Source organism: Streptomyces sp. NPDC052114 (assembly GCF_040680155.1).
GTDB lineage: Bacteria > Actinomycetota > Actinomycetes > Streptomycetales > Streptomycetaceae > Streptomyces.
In genome coordinates this window covers 232,946-254,141 of record NZ_JBFAWC010000007.1, presented here as the reverse complement: position 1 = coordinate 254,141, position 21,196 = coordinate 232,946, and the positions used below count along the sequence as shown (strand labels likewise).

The 21,196-nt window shown below is 72.2% G+C and carries 19 protein-coding genes and 1 tRNA gene; 15 read left to right on the top strand and 5 right to left on the bottom strand.

Annotated elements, in window-relative coordinates:
- The first annotated feature begins 9 nt into the window (after window positions 1-9).
- Window positions 10-975 carry a DUF5926 family protein gene (locus tag AB0L89_RS17905; protein ID WP_365141710.1) on the top strand — a complete coding sequence of 322 codons (966 nt, stop codon included), beginning with the start codon at window positions 10-12 and terminating at the stop codon, window positions 973-975.
- A 251-nt stretch (window positions 976-1,226) separates the two neighbouring features.
- On the opposite strand, the gene AB0L89_RS17900 is transcribed toward AB0L89_RS17905, so the two are convergent.
- Together AB0L89_RS17900 and AB0L89_RS17895 are read right to left on the bottom strand one after the other, a co-directional pair.
- The gene (locus AB0L89_RS17900; protein WP_365141708.1) at window positions 1,227-1,805 is read right to left on the bottom strand and encodes a hypothetical protein; all 579 of its coding nucleotides are present in this window, start codon (window positions 1,803-1,805) and stop codon (window positions 1,227-1,229) included.
- A 55-nt stretch (window positions 1,806-1,860) separates the two neighbouring features.
- Complete coding sequence (locus AB0L89_RS17895; RefSeq protein WP_365141706.1) at window positions 1,861-2,538, bottom strand: bifunctional DNA primase/polymerase; 678 nt, start codon at window positions 2,536-2,538, stop codon at window positions 1,861-1,863.
- Between the two features lie 453 nt (window positions 2,539-2,991).
- On the opposite strand from AB0L89_RS17895, the gene AB0L89_RS17890 reads away from it, so the two are divergent.
- Both AB0L89_RS17890 and AB0L89_RS17885 read left to right on the top strand, forming a co-directional pair.
- Window positions 2,992-4,527 (top strand): PP2C family protein-serine/threonine phosphatase, encoded by a 1,536-nt coding sequence (locus AB0L89_RS17890; RefSeq protein WP_365141703.1) that lies wholly within the window; start codon window positions 2,992-2,994, stop codon window positions 4,525-4,527.
- A gap of 267 nt (window positions 4,528-4,794) precedes the next feature.
- Window positions 4,795-6,258, top strand: coding sequence for an aminopeptidase P family protein (locus AB0L89_RS17885; RefSeq protein WP_365141700.1), 1,464 nt, complete (start codon window positions 4,795-4,797; stop codon window positions 6,256-6,258).
- Window positions 6,259-6,326: 68 nt separating this feature from the next.
- On the opposite strand, the gene AB0L89_RS17880 is transcribed toward AB0L89_RS17885, so the two are convergent.
- On the bottom strand, window positions 6,327-6,881 hold the full coding sequence (locus tag AB0L89_RS17880; RefSeq protein WP_365141697.1) for a carboxymuconolactone decarboxylase family protein: 555 nt from the start codon (window positions 6,879-6,881) through the stop codon (window positions 6,327-6,329).
- Between the two features lie 47 nt (window positions 6,882-6,928).
- On the opposite strand from AB0L89_RS17880, the gene AB0L89_RS17875 reads away from it, so the two are divergent.
- The 3 genes from AB0L89_RS17875 (at window position 6,929) to AB0L89_RS17865 (ending at window position 9,968) form a co-directional block, all read left to right on the top strand.
- On the top strand, window positions 6,929-8,401 hold the full coding sequence (locus tag AB0L89_RS17875) for a PLP-dependent aminotransferase family protein (RefSeq protein ID WP_365141695.1): 1,473 nt from the start codon (window positions 6,929-6,931) through the stop codon (window positions 8,399-8,401).
- A 107-nt stretch (window positions 8,402-8,508) separates the two neighbouring features.
- Window positions 8,509-9,471 (top strand): aldo/keto reductase, encoded by a 963-nt coding sequence (locus AB0L89_RS17870; protein ID WP_365141692.1) that lies wholly within the window; start codon window positions 8,509-8,511, stop codon window positions 9,469-9,471.
- Window positions 9,468-9,968, top strand: coding sequence for a nitroreductase family deazaflavin-dependent oxidoreductase (locus AB0L89_RS17865; protein WP_365141690.1), 501 nt, complete (start codon window positions 9,468-9,470; stop codon window positions 9,966-9,968). The genes AB0L89_RS17870 and AB0L89_RS17865 overlap by 4 nt, the downstream gene beginning before the upstream one ends.
- 56 nt (window positions 9,969-10,024) lie before the next feature.
- On the opposite strand, the gene AB0L89_RS17860 is transcribed toward AB0L89_RS17865, so the two are convergent.
- The gene (locus tag AB0L89_RS17860; protein WP_365141688.1) at window positions 10,025-10,483 is read right to left on the bottom strand and encodes an ATP-binding protein; all 459 of its coding nucleotides are present in this window, start codon (window positions 10,481-10,483) and stop codon (window positions 10,025-10,027) included.
- Between the two features lie 239 nt (window positions 10,484-10,722).
- Here AB0L89_RS17860 and AB0L89_RS17855 point away from each other — a divergent pair, with 239 nt between their 5' ends.
- The 9 genes from AB0L89_RS17855 to AB0L89_RS17815 all read left to right on the top strand — a co-directional run bounded on the left by AB0L89_RS17855 (window position 10,723) and on the right by AB0L89_RS17815 (window position 20,854).
- On the top strand, window positions 10,723-11,622 hold the full coding sequence (locus tag AB0L89_RS17855; protein ID WP_365141685.1) for a hypothetical protein: 900 nt from the start codon (window positions 10,723-10,725) through the stop codon (window positions 11,620-11,622).
- 117 nt (window positions 11,623-11,739) lie between these two features.
- Window positions 11,740-12,471: a YcnI family protein gene (locus AB0L89_RS17850; RefSeq protein WP_365141682.1), complete on the top strand. Its 732-nt coding sequence runs from the start codon at window positions 11,740-11,742 to the stop codon at window positions 12,469-12,471.
- Window positions 12,472-12,563: 92 nt separating this feature from the next.
- Window positions 12,564-13,226, top strand: coding sequence for an SCO family protein (locus tag AB0L89_RS17845; RefSeq protein WP_365141678.1), 663 nt, complete (start codon window positions 12,564-12,566; stop codon window positions 13,224-13,226).
- Complete coding sequence (locus AB0L89_RS17840) at window positions 13,223-13,735, top strand: copper chaperone PCu(A)C (protein ID WP_365141675.1); 513 nt, start codon at window positions 13,223-13,225, stop codon at window positions 13,733-13,735. The genes AB0L89_RS17845 and AB0L89_RS17840 overlap by 4 nt, the downstream gene beginning before the upstream one ends.
- A gap of 14 nt (window positions 13,736-13,749) precedes the next feature.
- Complete coding sequence (locus AB0L89_RS17835) at window positions 13,750-15,807, top strand: copper resistance protein CopC (RefSeq protein ID WP_365141672.1); 2,058 nt, start codon at window positions 13,750-13,752, stop codon at window positions 15,805-15,807.
- An 11-nt stretch (window positions 15,808-15,818) separates the two neighbouring features.
- The gene (gene efeB / locus AB0L89_RS17830; protein ID WP_365141669.1) at window positions 15,819-17,057 is read left to right on the top strand and encodes an iron uptake transporter deferrochelatase/peroxidase subunit; all 1,239 of its coding nucleotides are present in this window, start codon (window positions 15,819-15,821) and stop codon (window positions 17,055-17,057) included.
- A gap of 128 nt (window positions 17,058-17,185) precedes the next feature.
- Complete coding sequence (gene pheA / locus AB0L89_RS17825; protein WP_365141666.1) at window positions 17,186-18,121, top strand: prephenate dehydratase; 936 nt, start codon at window positions 17,186-17,188, stop codon at window positions 18,119-18,121.
- A gap of 628 nt (window positions 18,122-18,749) precedes the next feature.
- Window positions 18,750-20,027: a serine--tRNA ligase gene (gene serS / locus AB0L89_RS17820; RefSeq protein ID WP_365141663.1), complete on the top strand. Its 1,278-nt coding sequence runs from the start codon at window positions 18,750-18,752 to the stop codon at window positions 20,025-20,027.
- Window positions 20,024-20,854 carry an HAD family hydrolase gene (locus AB0L89_RS17815; protein WP_365141660.1) on the top strand — a complete coding sequence of 277 codons (831 nt, stop codon included), beginning with the start codon at window positions 20,024-20,026 and terminating at the stop codon, window positions 20,852-20,854. The genes serS and AB0L89_RS17815 overlap by 4 nt, the downstream gene beginning before the upstream one ends.
- A gap of 104 nt (window positions 20,855-20,958) precedes the next feature.
- On the opposite strand, the gene AB0L89_RS17810 is transcribed toward AB0L89_RS17815, so the two are convergent.
- Window positions 20,959-21,045, bottom strand: a tRNA-Ser gene (locus tag AB0L89_RS17810).
- Between the last annotated feature and the right edge of the window lie 151 nt (window positions 21,046-21,196).

Below are 21,196 nucleotides of genomic sequence, written 5' to 3'. Positions count from 1 at the left end.
ACACCCAAGATGGCCAAGAAGCGCCCCCAGACCAAGGGCAAGCAGCCGCAGCTCAGGGACGGCGAGATCCCTGTCGTCGGCGCCCGCGAACCCTGCCCCTGCGGTTCGGGCCGCCGCTACAAGGCCTGTCACGGCCGGGCCGCCGCGCACGCGGTGACCGAGCTGGTGCAGCGCCCCTTCGACGGCCTGCCCGGCGAGTGCGACTGGGTCGCCCTGCGCGAGCTGGTCCCCGCCGCCACCGTCGAACTGACGCTCAAGGACGGGCTCCCCGACGGCGTGCCCTCGGTGTCGCTGGCCACGGTGCTTCCGATGGCCTGGCCCGCGCTGCGCCGCGACGACGGCTCGGTCCTGCTCGGCCTGCAGAACGACACCTCATCGGGCGACATCAGCCGCGACCTGGCCGACACCCTGCAGCGCGCCCTGGAGGCCGAGCCGGGTACGCCGGTGCAGGGCCGCCGCGCCCCGACCGAAGGCCCCCGGCTGCAGGACCTGCTCGACCCGGCCGGCCCCTTCGAGCCGGTCGTGCACGAGGGCTTCGAGTTCTGGGTGCCGGACTCGGAGAACTCCTCGCCGGAGGTCGCCGCCTCCCTGGAGCGGGCGAACGCCGCCGCCATCCCGACCGTGAAGCTCGCCGGCGTGGACGCCGCGTACTGGTGCGAGACCCCGGAGAAGAACCACCTGCGCTGGGTCATGCCGCACCCCGAGGAGCGCCTGCTCGACGCGCTGGCCCGGCTGCACGCGGCCGGCACGTCCTCGCTCGGCGAGGGCACGCGCCTGGTCGGCTCCTTCCGCGCGCACGGCCTGACCGTGCCGGTGTGGGACCTGCCGAGCGGGGTCGGCGCGGCGGACGTGGAGAAGCCTGCGGCGGAGTTCGCCGAGCGGCTCGCCGCGGCGCTCGCCTCGGACGCCCCGCTGACCGCGGAGGAGCGCCGGGCGCGCGGCGGTCTCACCAACCGCCAGGTCACCCTGAGCTGACCGGTGGGGCCGCGCGGCACGACGGCCCCGTCCGTGCTGCCGCGCGGCGGACCGGAGCGCGTGACTCCTGTCACAACTCCCCGTGACCGCAGGTAAATCCCTGTCCGGATAACTGAGATCGAATTTGCCAGGAGCCGATCTCTTGTTACCGTTCAGGTAGCCCGGTTGCTGGTGCATCCCCCGTCGCCAGCAACCGGGCCCTTCCATGTCCGGGACCGGTCCCGGTTCCCGCCGTCCCGTCGGGGCGGCTCTCAACTTCCCTGCGGGTGCGCCGAGTTGCTGCCCGACCGCAGCAGCAGCCCGCCGGACTCCCCCGCCGCGAACTCCGCCACCGCCGTGTACGCCCCGGCCGCGCCCGTCGACCGCTCGCGCGGGGTCTCGCACGCCCCCGGCTCGTCCTCCGCGCCCACGGCGCAGTGCATCTGTACGGTGCGCGCCCCCGGTCCCAGCACGCTCAGGACGGCGGTCAGCTCCTCGCCGGTGGCGTTGCGGTAGTAGGTGCGCGCCCAGGTGTCGCGGCCCTGGGTGAGGACGCAGGTCTGGGCCTCGATGCCGTCGGGCGAGGAGAGTTCGGGGCCGCAGTGGGCGGCGGTGGCCGGCCCGCCGAGGGCGCCGTCCGCGAGCAGCGAGCGGTCCGGGTGCCGGTCCGCCGGCGCGGGGGCGTCGCCCGGCTTCGCGGGGGCGTCCGCCGGGTCCGAAGGGGCGTTCGAGGGGGAGGGGAGGGTCGACTTCGCGTCACCGTCGCCCACGGGCCCCGCGAACGCGCCGGCGAGCGGCAGGAGAACCGTGACGGCCACGACGCCCAGGAGCACGATCAGGCGGGGTTGCATGGCCCGAAGATAACGACAGTCGGCGCGCGGCCCGTCCGCCGCGCGCCCATTTCCCCTACAACTCGGGCGCGCTCACACCCGTACGAGTGAGGGCGTCCACGACGGCGTCCACCACCGCCTCGACGTCCGGCACCCAGGGCGCGGCGGAGCCGGGCAGCGGCGCGCGCTCCCAGCCGACCTCGCCCTGGCCCGTCACGGAGGGAGGCAGCGCGATGTAGCCGCCCTCGCCGTGGAAGCGCAGGGAGCCGGGCACCCAGTCCTTGGCGTAGAGCAGTTCGCCCAACTGGGCCATGGAGTAGGGCGCGACGAGGAGATAGAGGCGGCTCGGCGTGGCGACCACCGGGCCGAGCCGGACACCCGTCTCGTCGAGCGCGGCGAGGGCGCGCGCGCCCGCTTCCGCGGGCAGGCTCACGGCGCACGGCGCGCGGCCTCCGGTGGCGAGCACGACGGGGGCGCCCGGCCGGTTGGTCCACCACCAGCGGACCATCCGTTCATCGGTGGTCGCGGCGAGGAGGCCGGGGTCGAGGGGATGCGCGCCCGGCACCGCGCAGTCGGGGTCGGGGCAGGCGCACCGGGTGCCGTCGCGCCGGTCGAGACCGACGCCCGGCAGGACGGGCCACCGCCATGCGGTCGCGAAGGTCAGTGCCGCGCCGAGCTGTCCGGCGCTCCGGCCGGGCTTCCTTCCCGTTCGCCAGGACAGGAGCCTGCGTCGCCTTCCGAGGATCTCGCGCATGAGCGCTCGTTCCTTTCCGTTGCACGCCGGCTTGCGCCGGGGAGACTGCGGGCCACATCACACCATGTGTGGATCTCTTCGCTGTACGTATGAGCTGGCACATCTGACCCCAGCCTGGGGCATGGGGAACCACTCTGAACCGAGCGTTGACGTGGCGTGGGGTGGCGGCGCCTGGCGTTTGCCGTCCCGCGGTACTTCTTGCCGCCTCCCCCACGGGAGGATGGGGCACGGTCGTCGTGAGTTAGGACGCCCGGGTCCTTCGCCAGGTTCCGGACGGATCCCAACTGCCCCTGGCCATCACTGAGTAGGTACCCAGCGCGACCGTCGCAACGCTCTACCGAACAACCTCAGTCGACCCTAATATGCCCTAACCTGGCGCTGTTTTCAGCCAAGTTCCCAAGATCTCTCAGCGCTCCCCGAATTCCCTCGGACACCAGGAATCCCAGCAGGACAATGCTGGACATCCCCTCATCAGTGCGTGTACATCTGGAGACATTGCTAGCGGCGCAGAACAACATGGGGGTTTGCGATGCTATCGAGCATTACGCACCGGCCGGAAAGCCGTCAGCCATGAACGCCCCGCACCTTCCGAAAGTGGCCGGAATCGACTCCACTGTTCCGCCACCGGCACACACTGTCGCGCCCACCGCGCAGACCCCTCCCGCCCCAGCGGCCCCGGAGGACACTCCCGTACCGAGCGCGCCCGGCGCCGTGATCCAGGACCGCCTCGCGCGCTGGGTCTCCGACCTCACCACCCTGCACGAACTCACCGAGCGGCTCGCCCGCACGGCCACCCTCGACGAGGCCCTGCGCGAGCTCCTGCGCGCCGGTGCCGCCCTGGTGGGCGCCCGGCGCGGCCTCGTCGTCGTCGAGCCCGCCGACGGCCGCGGCCCCGACACCACGGTCGGCCTCGGCCTGGCCCGCGCCGATCTGGGGCACATCGAGACGGTGCCGCGCGGCGCCACCTCGTACGGCAGGATCCTGGACTCCGCGACGGCCTCGCCCCCCGGGCCCGAGAGCGAGATCGTCCAGCCCGACCTGCTCGCCGACGACGCCCTGGACCCCCGCCACCGCGAGGTCGCCGCCCGGCTGGGCTACGCGGCGAGCTATGCCCTGCCGCTGGCCACCGAGGCGGCGGGCCGGATCGGCGCGGCGGTCTGGCTCTACGACGAGCCCGCCGAGCCGGTCGAGCGCCAACGCCACCTCGTCGGGCTCTACGCGCGCTACGCCACCGAGCACCTCGCACGCCTGATCGAACTGGACCGCACCCGCACCGCCGACGCGACCCTCCGCGAGGAGCTCATGCCCTCGCGGCTGCCCCGGGTCGCCGGGGTGCAGCTCGCCGCCCGGCACCGCACCGGGCCGCGCGGCGGCGGCGACTGGCACGACGCGCTGCCGCTGCCGGACGCGGCGCTGGGCCTCGCGGTCGGCTCGGTGACCGGTTCCGGGCCGAGCGCGGTCGCGGCGATGGGCCGCCTGCGGGCCTCCCTGCGGGCGTACGCGGTGATGGAGGGCGAGGACCCCGTCGCCGTCCTCTCCGATCTGGAGCTGCTGCTGCGGCTGACCGAGCCCGCGCGGTCGGCGACGGCGCTGTTCGCGTACTGCGAGCCCGCCCTGCGCAAGATCGTGCTGGCCGGGGCCGGGCACAGCCCGCCGCTGATCGTCGGGGAGCGGCGCACGGAGTTCGTCGAGACGACCCTGTCGGCGCCGCTCGGGATGCTCGCCTGCTGGGAGGCGCCGAGCGTGGAGATCTCCCCGGAGCCCGGAGAAACGGTGCTTCTCTACACCGACGGGCTGCTGCACCGCACCGGCGACCCGATGGACCGGGCCTTCGCGCGGCTGCACGCGGCGGCGGCGAGCGTGCCCAAGGGCATCCGCGACGACCCCGGCGCGATCGCCGACCACGTGCTGCGCACGGTCCTGCCCGACGGGCTCGACGCGGTGGACAGCGAGGAGGACGTGGTGCTGCTGGCGGCCCGCTTCGAGTGAGGCGCGGGTGCCTTCACGGGGGCCTTCACGGGGGCCTTCTCAGGTGCTTCACGGGCGCCCGAGGGCTGCCTGCGCGTGCTTCGAGGACTGCCTCCGCGCGCCGTCAGGACTGCCTCCGCGCGCCGGGAGGGCTGCCTCCACGTGCCGCGAGAGCTGCCTTCGCGTGAGGTTCCGGGCACGCGCTGTAAGTGGTCTTCCGGCCCTGGGACCCCTTCCGCACGCCCGTACGATGGAGGGTGGCCCAGTGTCGTACATAGGAGGCAGATCGTGTCGGACGCTCTCAACCCGGAGACCCCGGAAGAGACGGAAGAAGAGCCGATCAAGCAGCGCAAGAACGGGCTGTACCCGGGCGTTTCCGACGAGCTCGCCGAGAACATGAAGTCCGGTTGGGCCGACACCGAACTGCACGACCTGCAGCCGATCGCCCAGGCCGAGCACACCGCGGCCCGCCGTGCCGCGCTCTCCGCCCGCTTCCCGGGCGAGCGCCTCGTGATCCCCGCGGGCAACCTGAAGACCCGCTCGAACGACACCGAGTACGCCTTCCGCTCCTCCGTCGAGTACGCGTACCTCACCGGCAACCAGACCGAGGACGGCGTCCTGGTCCTGGAGCCGAAGGACGGCGGCCACGACGCGACGATCTACCTGCTGCCGCGCTCCGACCGGGAGAACGGCGAGTTCTGGCTGGACGGCCAGGGCGAGCTCTGGGTCGGCCGCCGCAACTCCCTCACCGAGGCCGAGAAGCTGTACGGCATCCCCGCCTCCGACGTGCGCGAGCTGACCGGCGCCCTGCGCGAGGCCACCGGCCCCGTCCGTGTCGTGCGCGGCTACGACGCCGGCGTCGAGGCGGCTCTGACCGACAAGGTCACCGCCGAGCGCGACGAGGAGCTGCGCGTCTTCCTGTCCGAGGCCCGCCTGGTCAAGGACGCCTTCGAGATCGGCGAGCTGCAGAAGGCCGTGGACTCCACGGCGCGCGGCTTCGAGGACGTCGTGAAGGTCCTCGACAAGGCCGAGGCCACCAGCGAGCGCTACATCGAGGGCACGTTCTTCCTGCGCGCCCGCGTCGAGGGCAACGACATCGGCTACGGCTCGATCTGCGCCGCGGGCCCCCACGCCACCACCCTGCACTGGGTGCGCAACGACGGCGCGGTCCGCTCCGGCGAGCTGCTCCTGCTCGACGCCGGCGTGGAGACGCACACGTACTACACGGCGGACATCACGCGCACGCTGCCGATCAACGGCCGCTTCAGCCCGCTCCAGAAGAAGATCTACGACGCGGTGTACGAGGCCCAGGAGGCCGGCATCGCCGCGGTGAAGCCGGGCGGTCAGTTCCGCGACTTCCACGACGCCGCGCAGCGCGTGCTCGCCACGCGGCTCGTCGAGTGGGGCCTGCTCGGCGACCTCGACGTGGACAAGGTCCTGGAGCTGGGTCTCCAGCGCCGCTGGACGCTGCACGGCACCGGTCACATGCTCGGCATGGACGTCCACGACTGCGCCGCCGCGCGCACCGACTCGTACGTGAACGGCACGCTGGAGCCCGGCATGTGCCTGACCGTCGAGCCCGGCCTGTACTTCCAGGCGGACGACCTGACCGTGCCGGAGGAGTACCGCGGCATCGGCGTCCGGATCGAGGACGACATCCTCGTGACCGAGGACGGCAACAAGAACCTGTCGGCCGCGCTGCCGCGTACGTCCGAGGACGTCGAGGCGTGGATGGCGGAGCTCAAGGGCTGAGCCGCGTATCGCTCACGCCGAAGGGCCGGCTCCCCTGGGGGACCGGCCCTTCGGCGTCGCCCGACGCCTCAGTGGGCCACCCGCTCGTCCTCGCCCGCGACCTTGGCGGTGCTCAGGGCGATGCGGTTCCAGGTGTTGATGGCGAAGATCAGGGCCAGGACACGGGCGAGTTCGGACTCGTCGAAGTGGCGGGCCGCCTCGGCGTAGACGTCGTCGGGGACGCCACCCCGGGAGACGAGGGTGACCGCCTCGGTCAGGGCGAGGGCCGCCTGCTCCTTCTCGGTGAAGAAGTTCCGGGCCTCGCGCCACACGCCGACCATGTGCAGCCGGGCCTCGTCCTCGCCGGCCTTGCGGGCGTCGGAGGTGTGCATGTGGAGGCAGTAGGCACAGCCGTTGAGGAGCGAGGCGCGGATCTGGACCAGCTCGACCAGCGCCGGGTCGAGGCCGTCGCGGGCGGCGGCGTCGAAGCCGATGAGGGCCTTGAAGGCCTTGGGGGCGGCCTTGGCGAAGTTCACCCGGGCGAGGGGGGCGGCCGTGGTGGCGGTGGCAGCCGTGACGGAGGCGGTGGGAGCCGTAGTGGCGGCGGCGGTGGCGGTCTGCGTGGTGGTCGCGTTGTTCGTCATGACCATGAATCTAGGGCGCGGAAAGACCTCGGGTAGGGTGCATTTCCATGCCGGAATCATGGGTCAATTTGGCGGAGCGGATCGGCAGTGACCTGCATGTGGACCTCTCCGGTCCCGGCAGCCGCCGCGCCGTCCTGATCCGCGCGCTGCGGGACGCCGTACGCGAGGGACGGCTCGCGCCGGGCACCAGGCTGCCGCCCTACCGCTCGCTCGCCGCCGACCTGGGCCTGGCCCGCAACACGGTCGCCGACGCCTACGCCGAACTGGTCGCCGAGGGCTGGCTCACCGCACGCCAGGGCTCGGGGACGCGGGTCGCCGAGCGGGCCGCGCCGCCCAAGCGCCCCCGCAGGCCCAAGCCCGCGCCGGGCCGCCCCGCCGCCCCCGCGTACGACCTGCGCCAGGGTGCCCCGGAGGCCGCCTCCTTCCCCCGTACCGCCTGGCTCGCCGCCGCCCGGCGCGCGCTGGCCGCCGCGCCCAACGAGGCCTTCGGACCGGGCGATCCGCGCGGGCGCGTCGAACTGCGCCGGGCGCTCACCGACTATCTGACGCGGGCCCGCGGGGTGCGCGTGGACCCCGAGCGGATCGTGGTGTGCTCCGGCTTCGCGCACGGGCTGCGGCTGCTGTTCGGGGGCTCGGACGGGGCGGGCGGCGCGGTGCTGCGCGGCCGGTTCGCCGTGGAGTCGTACGGGCTCGGCTTCCACCACCGGATCCTGGAGAGCGCGGGGGTGCGGACCGTGCCGCTGGGCCTGGACGAACAGGGGGCGCACGTCGAGGAGTTGACCGAGAGTCAGCGGGTGCGCGGAGTGCTGCTCACGCCCGCACACCAGTTCCCCACCGGCGGCCCGCTGCACCCGGCCCGGCGCGCGGCCGTCGTCGACTGGGCCCGCTCGCACGACGGCCTGGTCCTGGAGGACGACTACGACGGCGAGTTCCGCTACGACCGCGAGCCCGTCGGCGCGGTGCAGGGCCTGGATCCCGAGCGGGTCGTCTACCTCGGCTCGGTCAGCAAGAGCCTGTCCCCCGCGGTGCGGCTCGGCTGGATGGTGCTGCCCGAACAGCTCGTCGACGGCGTGCTCGCCGCCAAGGGGGAGCGCGAGGCGTGGGCGAGCGTCCTGGACCAGCTCACGCTCGCCGAGTTCATCGCCTCCGGGCAGTACGACCGGCACATCCGCCGGATGCGGCAGCGCTACCGCCACCGCCGCGACCAGCTCGTCGCCGCCCTCGCCGAACGCGCCCCGCACATCACGGCCACCGGCATCGCGGCCGGGCTGCACGCGGTGCTGCGGCTGCCGCCGGGCACGGAGGCGTCCGCGGTCAAGGCCGCGGCCTGGCAGGGGATCGCGCTCGACGGCCTCGCCGGGTTCCGCCACCCGCGGGCGACGATGCCGGCGACGGACGGCCTGGTCGTCGGGTATTCGACGCCGGCGGAACACGCGTACGGAGCGGCGGTCGAGGCGCTGCTGCGGGCGCTGCCGCCCGGCCCCGACCTTCCCCGGGGAAGGACCGATTCCACTTCTTGAAGGGGCAGAACCTGCCGTGAGCAGGGGAAATGCCGTGGACAGGGGAAATAAGGCCGACCAAGTGATCGTTGGGGGCGGGTACCAGTCAGCACGGGGAGGGCCCGACCATGAGCAGCACCAGCACACAGGACCGCACGCGGACGCAGGGCACGGAGTCTCGGGCCACGGAGTCGCGAGTCACGGAGACCTTCGCGCTCGGCGGTGACCTGCCGGTCGGCAGGATCGGCTACGGCGCCATGCGGCTGGCCGCGCCACCCGAGCCGGGCATCGATCCGGGCCCGGGGCACATCTGGAGACCGCCGACCGACCGCGCCGCGGCCGTCACCCTGCTGCGCCGCGCCGTCGAACTCGGCGTCGACCTGATCGGCACCGCGGACTCGTACGCGCTGGGCGGCGGCGAGGAGCTGCTCGCCGAGGCCCTCCATCCGTACGCCGACCAGGTCGTCGTCGCCACGAAGGTGGGCGTCGCGCGGCCCTCGCCGCTGGAGTGGGTGCCGCTGGGGCACCCCGCCTATCTGCGCCAGCAGGCCGAGCTGAGCCTGCGCCGGCTGCGCGTGGAGCGGATCGATCTGCTGCAACTGCACCGCATCGACCCGGACTTCCCGCTCGCCGACCAGATCGGCGCGCTCAAGCAGCTGCGCGACGAGGGCAAGGTGCGGCACATCGGTCTGTCGGAGGTGTCGGTGGAGCAGCTGCGCGCGGCCCGGGAGATCGTGCCGATCGCGAGCGTGCAGAACCTCTACAACCTCGCCGACCGGCAGCACGAGGCCGTCGTCGACTTCGCCGCCGAGCAGGGCATCGCCTTCCTGCCGTTCTTCCCGGTGGCGATGGGGGCGCACGCCGCTCCGGGCGGGGCGGTCGCCGAGGTGGCCGCCGAGGTCGGCGCGACCCCGGCCCAGACGGCCCTCGCCTGGCTCCTGCGCCGCTCGCCGACGGTGCTGCCCATCCCGGGCACGTCGTCGGTCGCGCACCTGGAGGAGAACGTGGGGGCGCGCGCGGTGGCCCTCTCGGACGAGCAGTTCGCCCGCCTTTCGGCGATCGGCGCGGACACCGCGGGCGGGGCGTCATGACCTCCGCCGACGGCGGGACCATCGACGACCGGATGACCGACGGCAGGACCACCGGCGACGGGATCAACAACGCCAACCCCTTCAACCGCCGTGTCATCGAGGAGTTCCGTTCGAACGGCGGGCGGGTCGGCGGGCCCTTCGAGGGCGTGACCCTGCTCCTGCTGACCACGCGCGGCGCCAGGAGCGGACTGCCGCGGACGACTCCCGCGGTCTATCTGCCGGACCCCCGGCCCGACGGGGACCGCCTGATCGTGTTCGCCTCGAACGGCGGCTCGCCGAAGGCTCCCGGCTGGTACCACAACCTCGCCCGGGATCCCTCGGTCGTCGTCGAGGTCGGCGCGGAGCGGTACGCGGCCCACGCCGCGCCCGTCGACCCGGCCGAGCACGACGAGCTGTGGCGCCGCCAGATCGAACGGGACCCGAACTTCGCGGAGTTCCGCGCCAAGGCACCGCGCACGATCCCGGTGATCGCGCTGACCCGCGCGGACCAGGGTTGATCAGGACTGAGCAGGACTGACCGGGGCCGAGCAGGGCGCGGAGGCCCCGCGGGGCCTCACGCCGTCATCAGCGGAGCGTCCTCACGCCACTTGAGGATCTTGTCGAAACTGATCACCGCGCCGCCCCGGTCCGGCTTGTCGCCGAGGTGGACGTGGTCGGCGAGTTCCCTGATCAGCCACAGGCCCCGGCCGTGCTCGTCCGTCTCGGCGGCGGGCGGCCGGGGCGTCGTACATTCGCGCGATGCCACGGGGAAACCGGGGCCGGAGTCGGCCACCTCGATGCGGCACTTCTCGCCGTCCAGATACGCCGTGACCCGGTACCCGCCCGGCGCGCCGCCGTGGGCGCGCCCGCCGTGCTCCACGGCGTTGGCGCAGGCCTCGCTGAGGGCGACCGACAGGTCGTAGGAGACGTCCGGGTCAACGCCCGCGGTCTCCATCGTGCCGATCAGCAAGCGGCGGGCGAGCGGCACACTCGCAGCCTCGCGCCGCAAATGGAGAGACCACCAGATGCTCATGCTCAGCCTCCTGGCTGCGGCTCGACATACCGATACGTATTGCCGCGAGCGGCCGTCCACAATCGCGTGGTTGACGTGATGCCGCCCATACGGCGGAAGCGCGGCACCCGCCACCCGGTGTAGAACGCGGGCGCGCACGGACCGCCCGCGACGGCCCACAGCGGCACCCATCGGCCGGAACAGGACCTTCCGGACCTGCCGTATGCGCCGGGTAAGTCCAGTGCGATGATGGCCCCGCCATGACTGCCCCCCACCAGCACTCGACGCGCGTCGGAGTCGATCTCCGGCTGTTCAGGGCCGCGATGTTCGCCGCGGTCTGTGTCGTGCTGTCCGCCGGGGGCCATGTGCTCGCCTCCTGCGTCGCCGTCCCGCTGTGGACGCTCGGCGTGGGCTTCCTGGCCGTCCTCGCGGTCGCGGTGCCGCTCGCCGGACGGGTGCGTTCGCTGCCCGGCATCGCCGGCCTGCTCGCCGCGGGCCAGCTCGGTCTGCACGCCCTGTTCAGCCTCGGCCAGCACGGCGGGGCGGCCGCCGTGCCGAGCGGTCAGCCCTCCCTCGTCGAGCGGGCCGCGCGCCTGGTCTGCGGGGCGGGCACCGCCACGATCAGCCCGGCGCAGGCCCGGCGCATCCTCAGCACCGCGGGGCTCTCCCCGGACGGCACGGGCGGCGCGGGCCAGGCCGCCGCGCACCACCACGGCCAGTCCGCCGCCGCTGCCGCGGACACCGCGGTGGACTCGATGGCCTCGGGATCCATGGGCTCGATGGGGTCGATGGGGTCCATGGGCGGCACGGGCGTCATGTCGCTGGTGCCCTCGCTGCCCATGCTGATCGCGCACGTCCTCGCGGCCCTCGCGGCCGGCTGGCTGCTGCGCCGCGGCGACCTCGCGCTGCTGCGGCTCGTCCGGCTCGCCCAGGGGGCGCACGGCGTGGCCGAAGGCGCGCTCGTCCGTTCCCTGCGCTCGGCCCTGACCCTCGTACGCGCCCTGCGGGCGGGCCTGCCCGGCGCGCCCGAGACCGCCGGACCGCGCGGCCCGCGCACCACTCCGCTCGACCCTCCGAAGCCGCGCACCGTCGCGCTGGAGGACTCGGTGATCAGGCGCGGCCCGCCGGCCGCCGCCCACGACGTAGAACTCGCTGCCTGACGCACCGCACTCCGCACTCAGCACGGAGGGGTGGCGTCGGCACGCACGCGCGCGTGCCCGCTCGGCCGCGCACACCCTCTTCGTACTGATCACCACCACTGAAAGTGGAGTGCCTCCATGAACGCCAAGACCCGCGTCGCCGCCGTCGGCACCGTCGCCGCCTCCGCCGTCCTCGTCCTGTCCGCGCCCGCCTTCGCGCACGTCAGCGTCTCGCCGGAGGGCGAGGCCGCCAAGGGCGGGTACGCGGTCGTCAACTTCAAGGTGCCGAACGAGATGGACGACGCCTCGACCACCAAGCTCGAGGTCTCCTTCCCGACCGACCACCCCCTCGCCTCCGTGATGACGGAGCCCGTCCCCGGCTGGAAGGCGAAGGTCACCAAGACCAAGCTCGACAAGCCGCTGGACATGCACGGCAAGAAGATCGACGAGGCGGTCTCCAAGGTCACCTGGACCGCCGACGGCAAGGGCATCGAGCCCGGCACCTTCCAGAAGTTCCCGGTCTCCATGGGCCAGCTGCCCGAGGACGCCGACCAGCTGGTCTTCAAGGCCGTCCAGACGTACGACAACAAGGAAGTCGTCCGCTGGATCGAGCCGCAGCAGAAGGGCCAGGAGGAGCCGGAGCACCCCGCGCCCGCCCTTGAGCTGAGCGCCGCGTCCGACGACCACCACGGCGGTGGCTCGGCCGACGCCGCGAAGGCGGACGCCAAGGGCTCCTCGTCCGAGAGCGCGTCCGCCGACTCGGACAGCAGTGACACCACAGCTCGCGTCCTCGGGATCGTCGGCATCGTCGTCGGTGCCGCGGGCGTCGCGTTCGGCGTGCTCGCGGGCCGCCGTCGCACCGCCGGCTGAACCGTCGGCGCAGGCCGTTCACGGGGTGCGCCGACACGGCGTACGCACGCCCCCGGTGCACCCCGGCACCCTCACATCTGGGACATTTTCGTATGCGCACGAAGACCACCAAGAAGCTCGCCGCCGCCGCTCTGCTGGCCGCGGCCGCCCTCACCCTGACCGCCTGCGGAAGCGGTGACGACAACAAGAAGCCCGTCGCCGACGTCTCCACCGAGGCCGACTCGGGCAAGGCCGCCACGGTCCTGGACAAGCCGTTCGAGAAGCCGAACCTCGTCCTGACCGACACGCACGGCAAGAAGTACGACCTGCGCGAGGAGACCAAGGGCAAGCCGACGCTGATCTACTTCGGCTACACGCACTGCCCGGACGTCTGCCCGCTGACGATGAACAACATCGCGGTCGCCAAGAAGGCCCTGCCCAAGGCGGACCAGGACAAGCTCAAGGTCGTCTTCGTGACGACCGACCCCAAGCGCGACACCTCGGCCGAGCTCGGCAAGTGGCTCAAGGGCGTGGACGCGGACTTCACCGGTCTCACCGGCGACTTCTCCACGATCCAGGCCGGCGCCCGCCAGCTCGGCATCAGCATCGAGCCGTCCAAGAAGGACAAGAACGGCAAGATCGTCTCGATGCACGGCACGCAGGTCATCGCCTTTTCACCGAAGAACGACGCGGGATACGTCCTGTACGGCGAGAGCGCCACCGCCGACGACTACACCAAGGACCTCCCCAAGCTCCTCAAGGGACAGACTCCGTGAACCACCGCACCACCACCCGCCGCCGGGCTCTCACCGGCGGCGCCCTGGCCCTGACCGCCGCGCTCACCCTCGCGGGCTGCGGCGACGATTCCGGCTCCGGCTCCGGCGACAAGGACGCCAAGCCCGAGCTGAAGGTCAGCGGGGCCTACGTCCCCGAACCCACCATGGACGACATGGCGGCCGGCTTCTTCACGCTCACGAACAAGGGCGCCGCCGACAAGCTGACCTCCGCCACCAGCGACATAGCGGGCTCCGTCACGCTGCACAGCACCAAGGGCGGCGTGATGAAGGAGGAGAAGTCCTTCGACGTGCCCGCGAACGGCCACCTCGACTTCGCCAGCGGCGGCAACCACCTGATGCTGGAGAAGCTCAAGCGCAAGCCGAAGCAGGGCGAGAAGGTCTCCCTGACGCTCCGCTTCCAGAAGTCGGACCCGATCACGGTCGAGGTTCCGGTGAAGGAAGCGACGTACAAGCCCGCGCAGCACGACACGTCACACAACTCGCACTGAGGGACGGACCGTTGATGCAGACCACCGCTTCCCGCTCCAGAGCCGTTCCCCGGACCGGCGTCGCTCCCCGCGTCTGGCGGCTGCTCCTGGTGCTCCTCGCCGCGACCGGTGCCTTCCTCGCCGGTGCCGCGCCGACGTCCGCGCACGCCGCGCTGACCGGCAGCGACCCGAAGCAGGGAGCGGTGGTCGGCAAGGCCCCCGCCCAGGTGAAGCTCACCTTCTCGGAGAAGGTCGCCATGGCGGACGGCTCCGTGCGGGTGCTCGACCCGTCCGGCAAGCGCGCCGACAGCAACAAGACCACCGACCTGGGCGCCAACACGTACGGCGTGAAACTCCGCCCCGGCCTGCCCGACGGCACCTTCACCGTCGCCTACCAGGTCGTCTCCGCCGACAGCCATCCGGTCGCCGGCGCCTTCACCTTCTCCATCGGCGCGCCCTCGGACACCAAGGTCGCACTGCCCGACCAGGAGGCCGGCGGCGGTCTGGTCGGCGTGCTCTACGACATCGCGCGCTATCTGTCCTACGCCGGATTCGTCGTCGTCGTCGGTGGCGCCGCGTTCGTGCTCGGCTGCTGGCCGCGCGGCGCGGGCGCCCGGCCCGTGCAGCGGCTCGTCAGCTACGGCTGGGTCACGCTCACCGCCGCCACGCTCGCCCTGCTGCTCCTGCGCGCCCCCTACACCGGCTCCGGAAAGCTCGCCGACGTCTTCGACATGGGCGCGCTCGGCGATGTGCTCAACACCAAGACGGGCGCGGCGCTGGTCTCCCGGCTGCTGCTGCTCGCCGCCGCCGCGCTGTTCATCGCGGTGCTCTTCGGCGCGTACGAGAAGCGCGAGGACCCCAAGGAGAAGAAGGACCTCACCTTCGGGCTCGCCATCGGCGGCACCGTCGTCGCCACCGGCATCGCGGCGACCTGGGCCATGGCCGAGCACGCGTCGGCCGGCCTCCAGGCGGGCATCGCCATGCCCGTCGACGTGCTGCACCTGCTGGCCGTCGCCGCCTGGCTCGGCGGGCTCGCGGCGCTGCTCGTCGCGCTGTTCCGCACGCCGTCGGTGGACGCGACGGCCGTGCGGCGCTTCTCGCGCACCGCGTTCATCAGCGTCGTCGTGCTCGTCGCGACCGGGATCTACCAGTCGTGGCGACAGGTCGGTTCGTGGTCGGCGCTCACCGGCACGTCGTACGGGCAGCTGCTCCTCGTCAAGATCGGCCTGGTCGTCGTCATGGTGGGCGTCGCCTCCGTCTCGCGCCGCTGGACCGGACGGATCACCGCCGAGGCGGGCGGTCTCGCGCCGGAGGCGGCGGCCGCCCAGGTCGTCGAACAGCGCGCGGAGAAGCGGGCGTCGGGCGTCTCCGCCAAACAGTCCGCGAAGCAGTCGTCCGTGCAGGCCGCCGAACAGTCATCCGTTCAGACCGCGAAGCCGTCGTCCGTGCAGGCCGCCAAGAAGGCGCAGAAGAAGACGGTCACGGTCCCGACCGGCACCGGGGACGCGGACGACGACCCCAAGCGCTCCGCCCAGCTCGCCCGCCAGCAGGCCGCCATGGCCACCGCCCGCGAGAAGCGCATCCGTGACGCCGACCCGCACCGCTCGGGCCTGCGCCGCTCGGTGCTCACCGAGGCCGGCGTCGCCGTCGTCCTCCTCGCCGTCACGACGGTCCTGACCACCACCGAGCCGGGCCGCACCGAGGAGGAGGCCGCCAAGGCCACCTCCGCCGCCGCGGCCGCGCAGCGCTCGGGCCCGCTCACCCTCAAGGTGCCCTTCGACACGGGCGCCCAGGACGGCAAGGGCACCGTGCAGCTGGACCTCGACCCGGGCCGCACCGGCAGCAACGACCTGCACCTCTATGTGAAGCGGCCCAACGGCAGCGCCTTCGACGTCCCCGAGGTGAAGGTGTCGTTCACCCTCAAGTCGAAGGACGTCGGCCCGCTGCCCGTCGCCCCCGACCACATCTCCACCGGACACTGGAGCGCGAGCGGCGTCCAGATCCCGATGGCGGGCAACTGGAAGATCGCGGTGACCGTGCGCACCTCGGACATCGACCAGGTCACCGTGAACAAGAACGCGCAGATCGGCTGAACGGAACCACCATGGCGGACAACGGCATTTCCAGGCGGCGGCTGCTCGGCACCGCCGGCGCGACCGGCCTCGCGCTCGGCGCGGCCGGCGGCGCGGTCGGGTACGCCGCGGCTCCCTCGTCGGGCGGCTCGGCCGGCGACGCGACGGTCCTGACGACCATCGGCGCGGACGCGGTGATGTTTCACGGGAAACATCAGTCCGGCATCACCACGCCCGGCCAGGCCCACGGCCATCTGATCGCCTTCGACCTGGCCGGGGGCGCGGGCCGCAAGGAGGCCACCGCCCTGCTGCGCCGCTGGTCGGCGGCGGCCGAGCGGCTGATGGCGGGCGAGCCGGTGGACGGCGACGACACCGCGGTCGCGCGGGACGCGGGCCCGTCCTCCCTGTCGGTCACCTTCGGCTTCGGCGCCTCCTTCTTCTCCCGCACGGGTCTGGAGAAGCAGCGCCCCGCCGCCCTCGAACCGCTGCCGGACTTCTCCTCGGACCACCTCGACAAGGCACGCAGCAACGGCGATCTGTGGGTGCAGATCGGCGCGAACGACGCACTCGTCGCCTTCCACGCGCTGCGCGCGATCCAGAAGGAGGCGGCGGGCACGGCGAAGGTCCGCTGGCAGATGAACGGCTTCAACCGGTCGCCGGGCGCCACCGAGCGGCCGATGACGACCCGCAACCTCATGGGCCAGGTCGACGGCACGAACAACCCGAAGCCGTCGGAGAAGGACTTCCAGAAGCGGATCTTCGTGCCCGCCGACGGCGATCCGGCCTGGATGGCGGGCGGTTCCTACGCCGTCGTGCGCCGCATCCGGATGCTCCTGGACGACTGGGAGAAGCTCGGTCTGAAGGCGCAGGAGGCGGTGATCGGGCGGCACAAGTCGGACGGCTCACCGCTGACCGGCGGCACGGAGACGACCGAGCCGAAGCTCGACAAGACGGGCCCGGACGGCAAGGTCGTCATCGCCCTCAACGCACACGCCCGCATCACCCGGCCCGACCAGAACGGCGGCGCCGCGATGCTGCGCCGGCCGTTCTCGTACCACGACGGCTTCGACGGGCACGGCGAGCCCGACGCGGGGCTGCTCTTCGTCTGCTGGCAGGCCGATCCGCTGCGCGGCTTCGTCCCCGTGCAGCGCAAGCTCGACCGGGGCGACGCCCTCTCGGAGTTCATCCGGCACGAGGCGAGCGGCCTGTTCGCGGTGCCGGGCGGCACGGCGAAGGGCGAGTACGTGGGGCAGCGGCTGCTGGAGGCGTAGGCCTTCCGGGAGGGCGGGCCCGGTCCGACGTGGGGCGGGCCTGGCCCCGTGCGGGGCGGGCCCGTGGGGCGGGGGTCGCTTGTTGAGACACGTGAGCCGTGCCACGTCCGGCCCATTAGGGTGACGGTATGTCGGCGACGCGCTATACGTACCTGGGCCCCGTAGGCACCTTCACCGAGGCCGCTCTCCGCACGCTGCCCGAGGCGGCCACGCGGGAGCTCGTGCCCATGGTCTCCGTACCGGCCGCGCTGGACGCGGTCCGCAGCGGCGAGGCGGCGGCCGCGCTCGTGCCGATCGAGAACTCGGTCGAGGGCGGTGTCACCACCACGGTCGACGAGCTGGCCAAGGGCGACCCGCTGATGATCTACCGCGAGGTCGTCCTGCCGATCACCTTCGCGCTGCTCGTGCGCCCCGGCACGAAGCTCAAGGACGTCAAGACGGTGACGGGCCACCCCGTGGCCCAGCCGCAGGTCCGCAACTGGCTGGCCGAGCATCTGCCGGACGCCGTGTGGGAGTCGGCGGCCTCGAACGCGGACGGCGCCCGCCTGGTCCAGGAGGGCCGGTTCGACGCGGCCTTCGCGGGCGAGTTCGCCGCGGCGACGTACGGCCTGGAGTCGCTGGTCCGCGACATCCACGACGCGGCGAACGCCGAGACCCGCTTCGTGCTGGTCGGCCGCCCGGCCCGGCCCGCCGCGCCGACGGGCGCGGACAAGACGTCCGTCGTCATCTGGCTGGGCGACGACCACCCCGGTGCCCTGCTCGAACTGCTCCAGGAGTTCGCCGCGCGCGGCGTCAACCTCATGCGGATCGAGTCGCGCCCGACGGGCAAGGGCATCGGCAATTACTGCTTCTCGGTGGACGCCGAGGGCCACATCACCGACCGCCGGGTCGGCGAGGCCCTGATGGGGCTCAAGCGGATCTGCCCGCAGGTGCGCTTCCTCGGGTCGTACCCGCGGGCCGGGATGACGCCGGAGGACGTCGGTCCGCTCCGGCCGGGCACGACGGACGAGGAGTTCATGGCCGCGTCGGACTGGCTGACGCGCTGCCAGGACGGCCGTTTCTAGCCAGCACGTCCCGCACCGCCCCACCGGACGCTTCCTGTCCTACCTGCAGATTTACGTTGTCCACAGAAGTTATCCACAGGGGTGGATCTCGACCTGGGGACAAGTCGACAACGAAGCGCTACATGGTCGACAAATCGGCCTACAGAGCCCAAGTCCGTCCACAGCCTCGCACGTCACCCCTCGTCCACTCTTTTCCATTGATCAACTCGTTGGAGCGAACCATTTCCACTCGAAAGTGGGGGTGGGGATGGTTTGGGAAGGGAAAGCTTCGTCACGCATGCGGCTTTCGGAACACCTCCTTCCGAAGTCCACAGATCTTTCGCACACCCTGTGGATAACTCACCGGAGGCTTCCATTCCTGTGGACAACCGCAGTGGACAACTGTCTCAAGTCCCGTCCCCCACAAGGAGTTCGGGTCAAGAGGCCGGGCACACTCTGCCCCATTTCGGGGAATGGTGTCCGCTTTATTGACCCGACGCCGGAGTCGGTGCGGCAGGAGTTTTCCGGCCGCGTCGATCTTGATTCGGCGTGATCGAATCCGGGAATTCCCATTCCGGCAAACCGGGCATAACGTACACAATGGAATATCGAGTCGTGGGCCGGAACCGCACGACGGTAGCCTTGAGGGGTGATTGACCTTCGCCTGCTCCGTGAGGACCCCGACCGTGTTCGCGCCTCCCAGCGCGCCCGTGGAGAGGACGTCGCGCTCGTCGACGCCCTGCTCTCCGCCGACGAGCGGCGCAGGTCGTCCGGCCTCCGCTTCGACGAGCTGCGCTCCGAGCAGAAGGCGCTCGGCAAGCTGATCCCCAAGGCCTCGCCGGAGGAGAAGCAGGAGCTCCTGAAGAAGGCGGGCGAGCTCTCCGCCGCGGTCAAGGCCGCCGACGCCGCGCAGGACGAGGCCGACGAGGAGACCAAGCGTCTCCTGCTCCAGCTGGGCAACATCGTCCACGAGGACGTCCCGGTCGGCGGCGAGGAGGACTTCGTCGTCCTCGACCGCGTCGGCACCCCGCGCGACTTCGCGGCCGAGGGCTTCGAGCCGAAGGACCACCTGGAGCTCGGCGAGGCGCTCGGCGCCATCGACGTCGAGCGCGGCGCGAAGGTCTCCGGCTCGCGCTTCTACTACCTCACCGGCGTCGGCGCCCTCCTGGAGCTGGCCCTGGTGAACGCGGCGATCGCGCAGGCGACGGAGGCCGGGTTCATCCCGATGCTCACGCCGTCGCTGGTCCGCCCGCGCGCCATGGAGGGCACGGGCTTCCTCGGCCAGGCCGCGGAGAACGTGTACCACCTGGAGAAGGACGACTACTACCTCGTCGGCACCTCCGAGGTCCCCCTCGCCGCGTACCACATGGACGAGATCATCGACGCCGACAAGCTGCCCCTGCGGTACGCCGGCTTCTCGCCCTGCTACCGCCGCGAGGCGGGCACGTACGGCAAGGACACCCGCGGCATCTTCCGCGTCCACCAGTTCGACAAGGTCGAGATGTTCTCGTACGTCGACCCGGTCGACGCGGAGAACGAGCACAAGCGCCTCCTGGAGTGGGAGAAGCAGTGGCTGACCGGCCTCGGACTGCCCTTCCAGGTGATCGACGTCGCCACCGGTGACCTCGGCTCCTCGGCCTCGCGCAAGTACGACTGCGAGGCGTGGATCCCCACCCAGGGCAAGTACCGCGAGCTCACCTCGGCCTCGAACTGCGACGGTTTCCAGGCCCGCCGCCTCTCCGTGCGCATGCGCGAGGGCAAGAAGGTGCAGCCGCTCGCGACGCTGAACGGCACGCTGTGCGCCGTCCCGCGCACGATCGTGGCCATCCTGGAGAATCACCAGCAGGCCGACGGCTCCGTGGTGGTGCCCGAGGTGCTGCGTCCGTACCTCGGGGGACGAGAGATTTTGGAGCCCATCGCCAAGTGAGCCACCCTGCTCCGGTCACGCCCTCCTTCCCGTACAAGCTGGTCGCGACCGACCTCGACGGGACGCTGCTGCGCCCCGACGACACGGTTTCGGAACGCACGCGCGAAGCGCTCACCGCGGCCACCGCGGCGGGCGCGGCGCACATCATCGTCACCGGCCGTGCGGTGCCCTGGACCCGCCACATCCTCGACGACCTCGGCTACGAGGGCATCGCGGTGTGCGGGCAGGGCGCGCAGGTCTACCACGCGGGGGAGCACCGGCTGCTGACGTCGGTGACGCTCGACCGTCAGCTGGCGGGCCTGGCGCTCGCGAAGATAGAGGCCGAGATCGGCCCGCTGGCGCTGGCCGCGAGCCGTGACGGCATCGACGGCGAGGTCCTGGTCGGCCCCGGGTACGCGGTCCAGGAGGGCCCCCTCCCGGTCATCCCGTTCACCGACATCTCCGACCTGTGGGCGGCCCCGCTGAACAAGGTCTACGTCCAGCACCCCGGCCTCGGCGACGACGCCCTGGCGGACGTGGCGCGGCGGGTGGCCGGCGATCTGGTCGGCGTGACCATGGCCGGCGAGGGCATCGTCGAGCTGCTGCCGCTGGGCCTCTCCAAGGCCACGGGCCTCTCCCTGGCGGCCCGCCGCCTCGGTGCGAAGGCCGCGGACACGATCGCGTTCGGCGACATGCCCAACGACATCCCGATGTTCGGCTGGTCGGCCCACGGCGTCGCCATGGCCAACGCCCACGAGGAACTGAAGGCGGTGGCGAACGAGGTGACGACGTCCAACGAGGACGACGGCATCGCGGTGGTGCTGGAGCGGTTGCTGGGCGCGGGCTGACGGAGCCCGTCCGGCGGCCGAGGACGGACTCGGCGAAGCCGGTGATCGACGGTGCACCAGGTGCCGGGCGCCGGGAAACCGCTCCGGCCCCGTGCAACGTCTCGCGGAGGATGCGCGGATCGAACGCGCGCAGGGCGTCAACCCTGACGACGGCTTAGCAAGCCGCTGCCTTACCACTCGGCCAATCCTCCGGGTGGGCGGCCCGCGCAGATGTGGGTTCTGCGCGCTCGAAGCGGCCGCCCCGGGCAACTCCCCCGCGGCGGGGCTCGACGGAGTGAGTAACTACTCCGGAGCCTGCCGCGGGCTGCCCCGCCGGGAGCTCGACGGACTACTGATGGACAC

Coding starts and splice junctions, on each gene's coding strand:
- AB0L89_RS17890 (WP_365141703.1), top strand. CDS start 2,992: ATGCTGGACATCCCCTCATCAGTGCGTGTACATCTGGAGACATTGCTA.
- AB0L89_RS17835 (WP_365141672.1), top strand. CDS start 13,750: ATGCAGACCACCGCTTCCCGCTCCAGAGCCGTTCCCCGGACCGGCGTC.
- AB0L89_RS17870 (WP_365141692.1), top strand. CDS start 8,509: ATGAGCAGCACCAGCACACAGGACCGCACGCGGACGCAGGGCACGGAG.
- AB0L89_RS17845 (WP_365141678.1), top strand. CDS start 12,564: ATGCGCACGAAGACCACCAAGAAGCTCGCCGCCGCCGCTCTGCTGGCC.
- AB0L89_RS17855 (WP_365141685.1), top strand. CDS start 10,723: ATGACTGCCCCCCACCAGCACTCGACGCGCGTCGGAGTCGATCTCCGG.
- AB0L89_RS17880 (WP_365141697.1), bottom strand. CDS start 6,881: ATGACGAACAACGCGACCACCACGCAGACCGCCACCGCCGCCGCCACT.
- AB0L89_RS17905 (WP_365141710.1), top strand. CDS start 10: ATGGCCAAGAAGCGCCCCCAGACCAAGGGCAAGCAGCCGCAGCTCAGG.
- AB0L89_RS17900 (WP_365141708.1), bottom strand. CDS start 1,805: ATGCAACCCCGCCTGATCGTGCTCCTGGGCGTCGTGGCCGTCACGGTT.
- AB0L89_RS17865 (WP_365141690.1), top strand. CDS start 9,468: ATGACCTCCGCCGACGGCGGGACCATCGACGACCGGATGACCGACGGC.
- pheA (WP_365141666.1), top strand. CDS start 17,186: ATGTCGGCGACGCGCTATACGTACCTGGGCCCCGTAGGCACCTTCACC.
- AB0L89_RS17895 (WP_365141706.1), bottom strand. CDS start 2,538: ATGCGCGAGATCCTCGGAAGGCGACGCAGGCTCCTGTCCTGGCGAACG.
- AB0L89_RS17860 (WP_365141688.1), bottom strand. CDS start 10,483: ATGAGCATCTGGTGGTCTCTCCATTTGCGGCGCGAGGCTGCGAGTGTG.
- AB0L89_RS17850 (WP_365141682.1), top strand. CDS start 11,740: ATGAACGCCAAGACCCGCGTCGCCGCCGTCGGCACCGTCGCCGCCTCC.
- AB0L89_RS17875 (WP_365141695.1), top strand. CDS start 6,929: ATGCCGGAATCATGGGTCAATTTGGCGGAGCGGATCGGCAGTGACCTG.
- efeB (WP_365141669.1), top strand. CDS start 15,819: ATGGCGGACAACGGCATTTCCAGGCGGCGGCTGCTCGGCACCGCCGGC.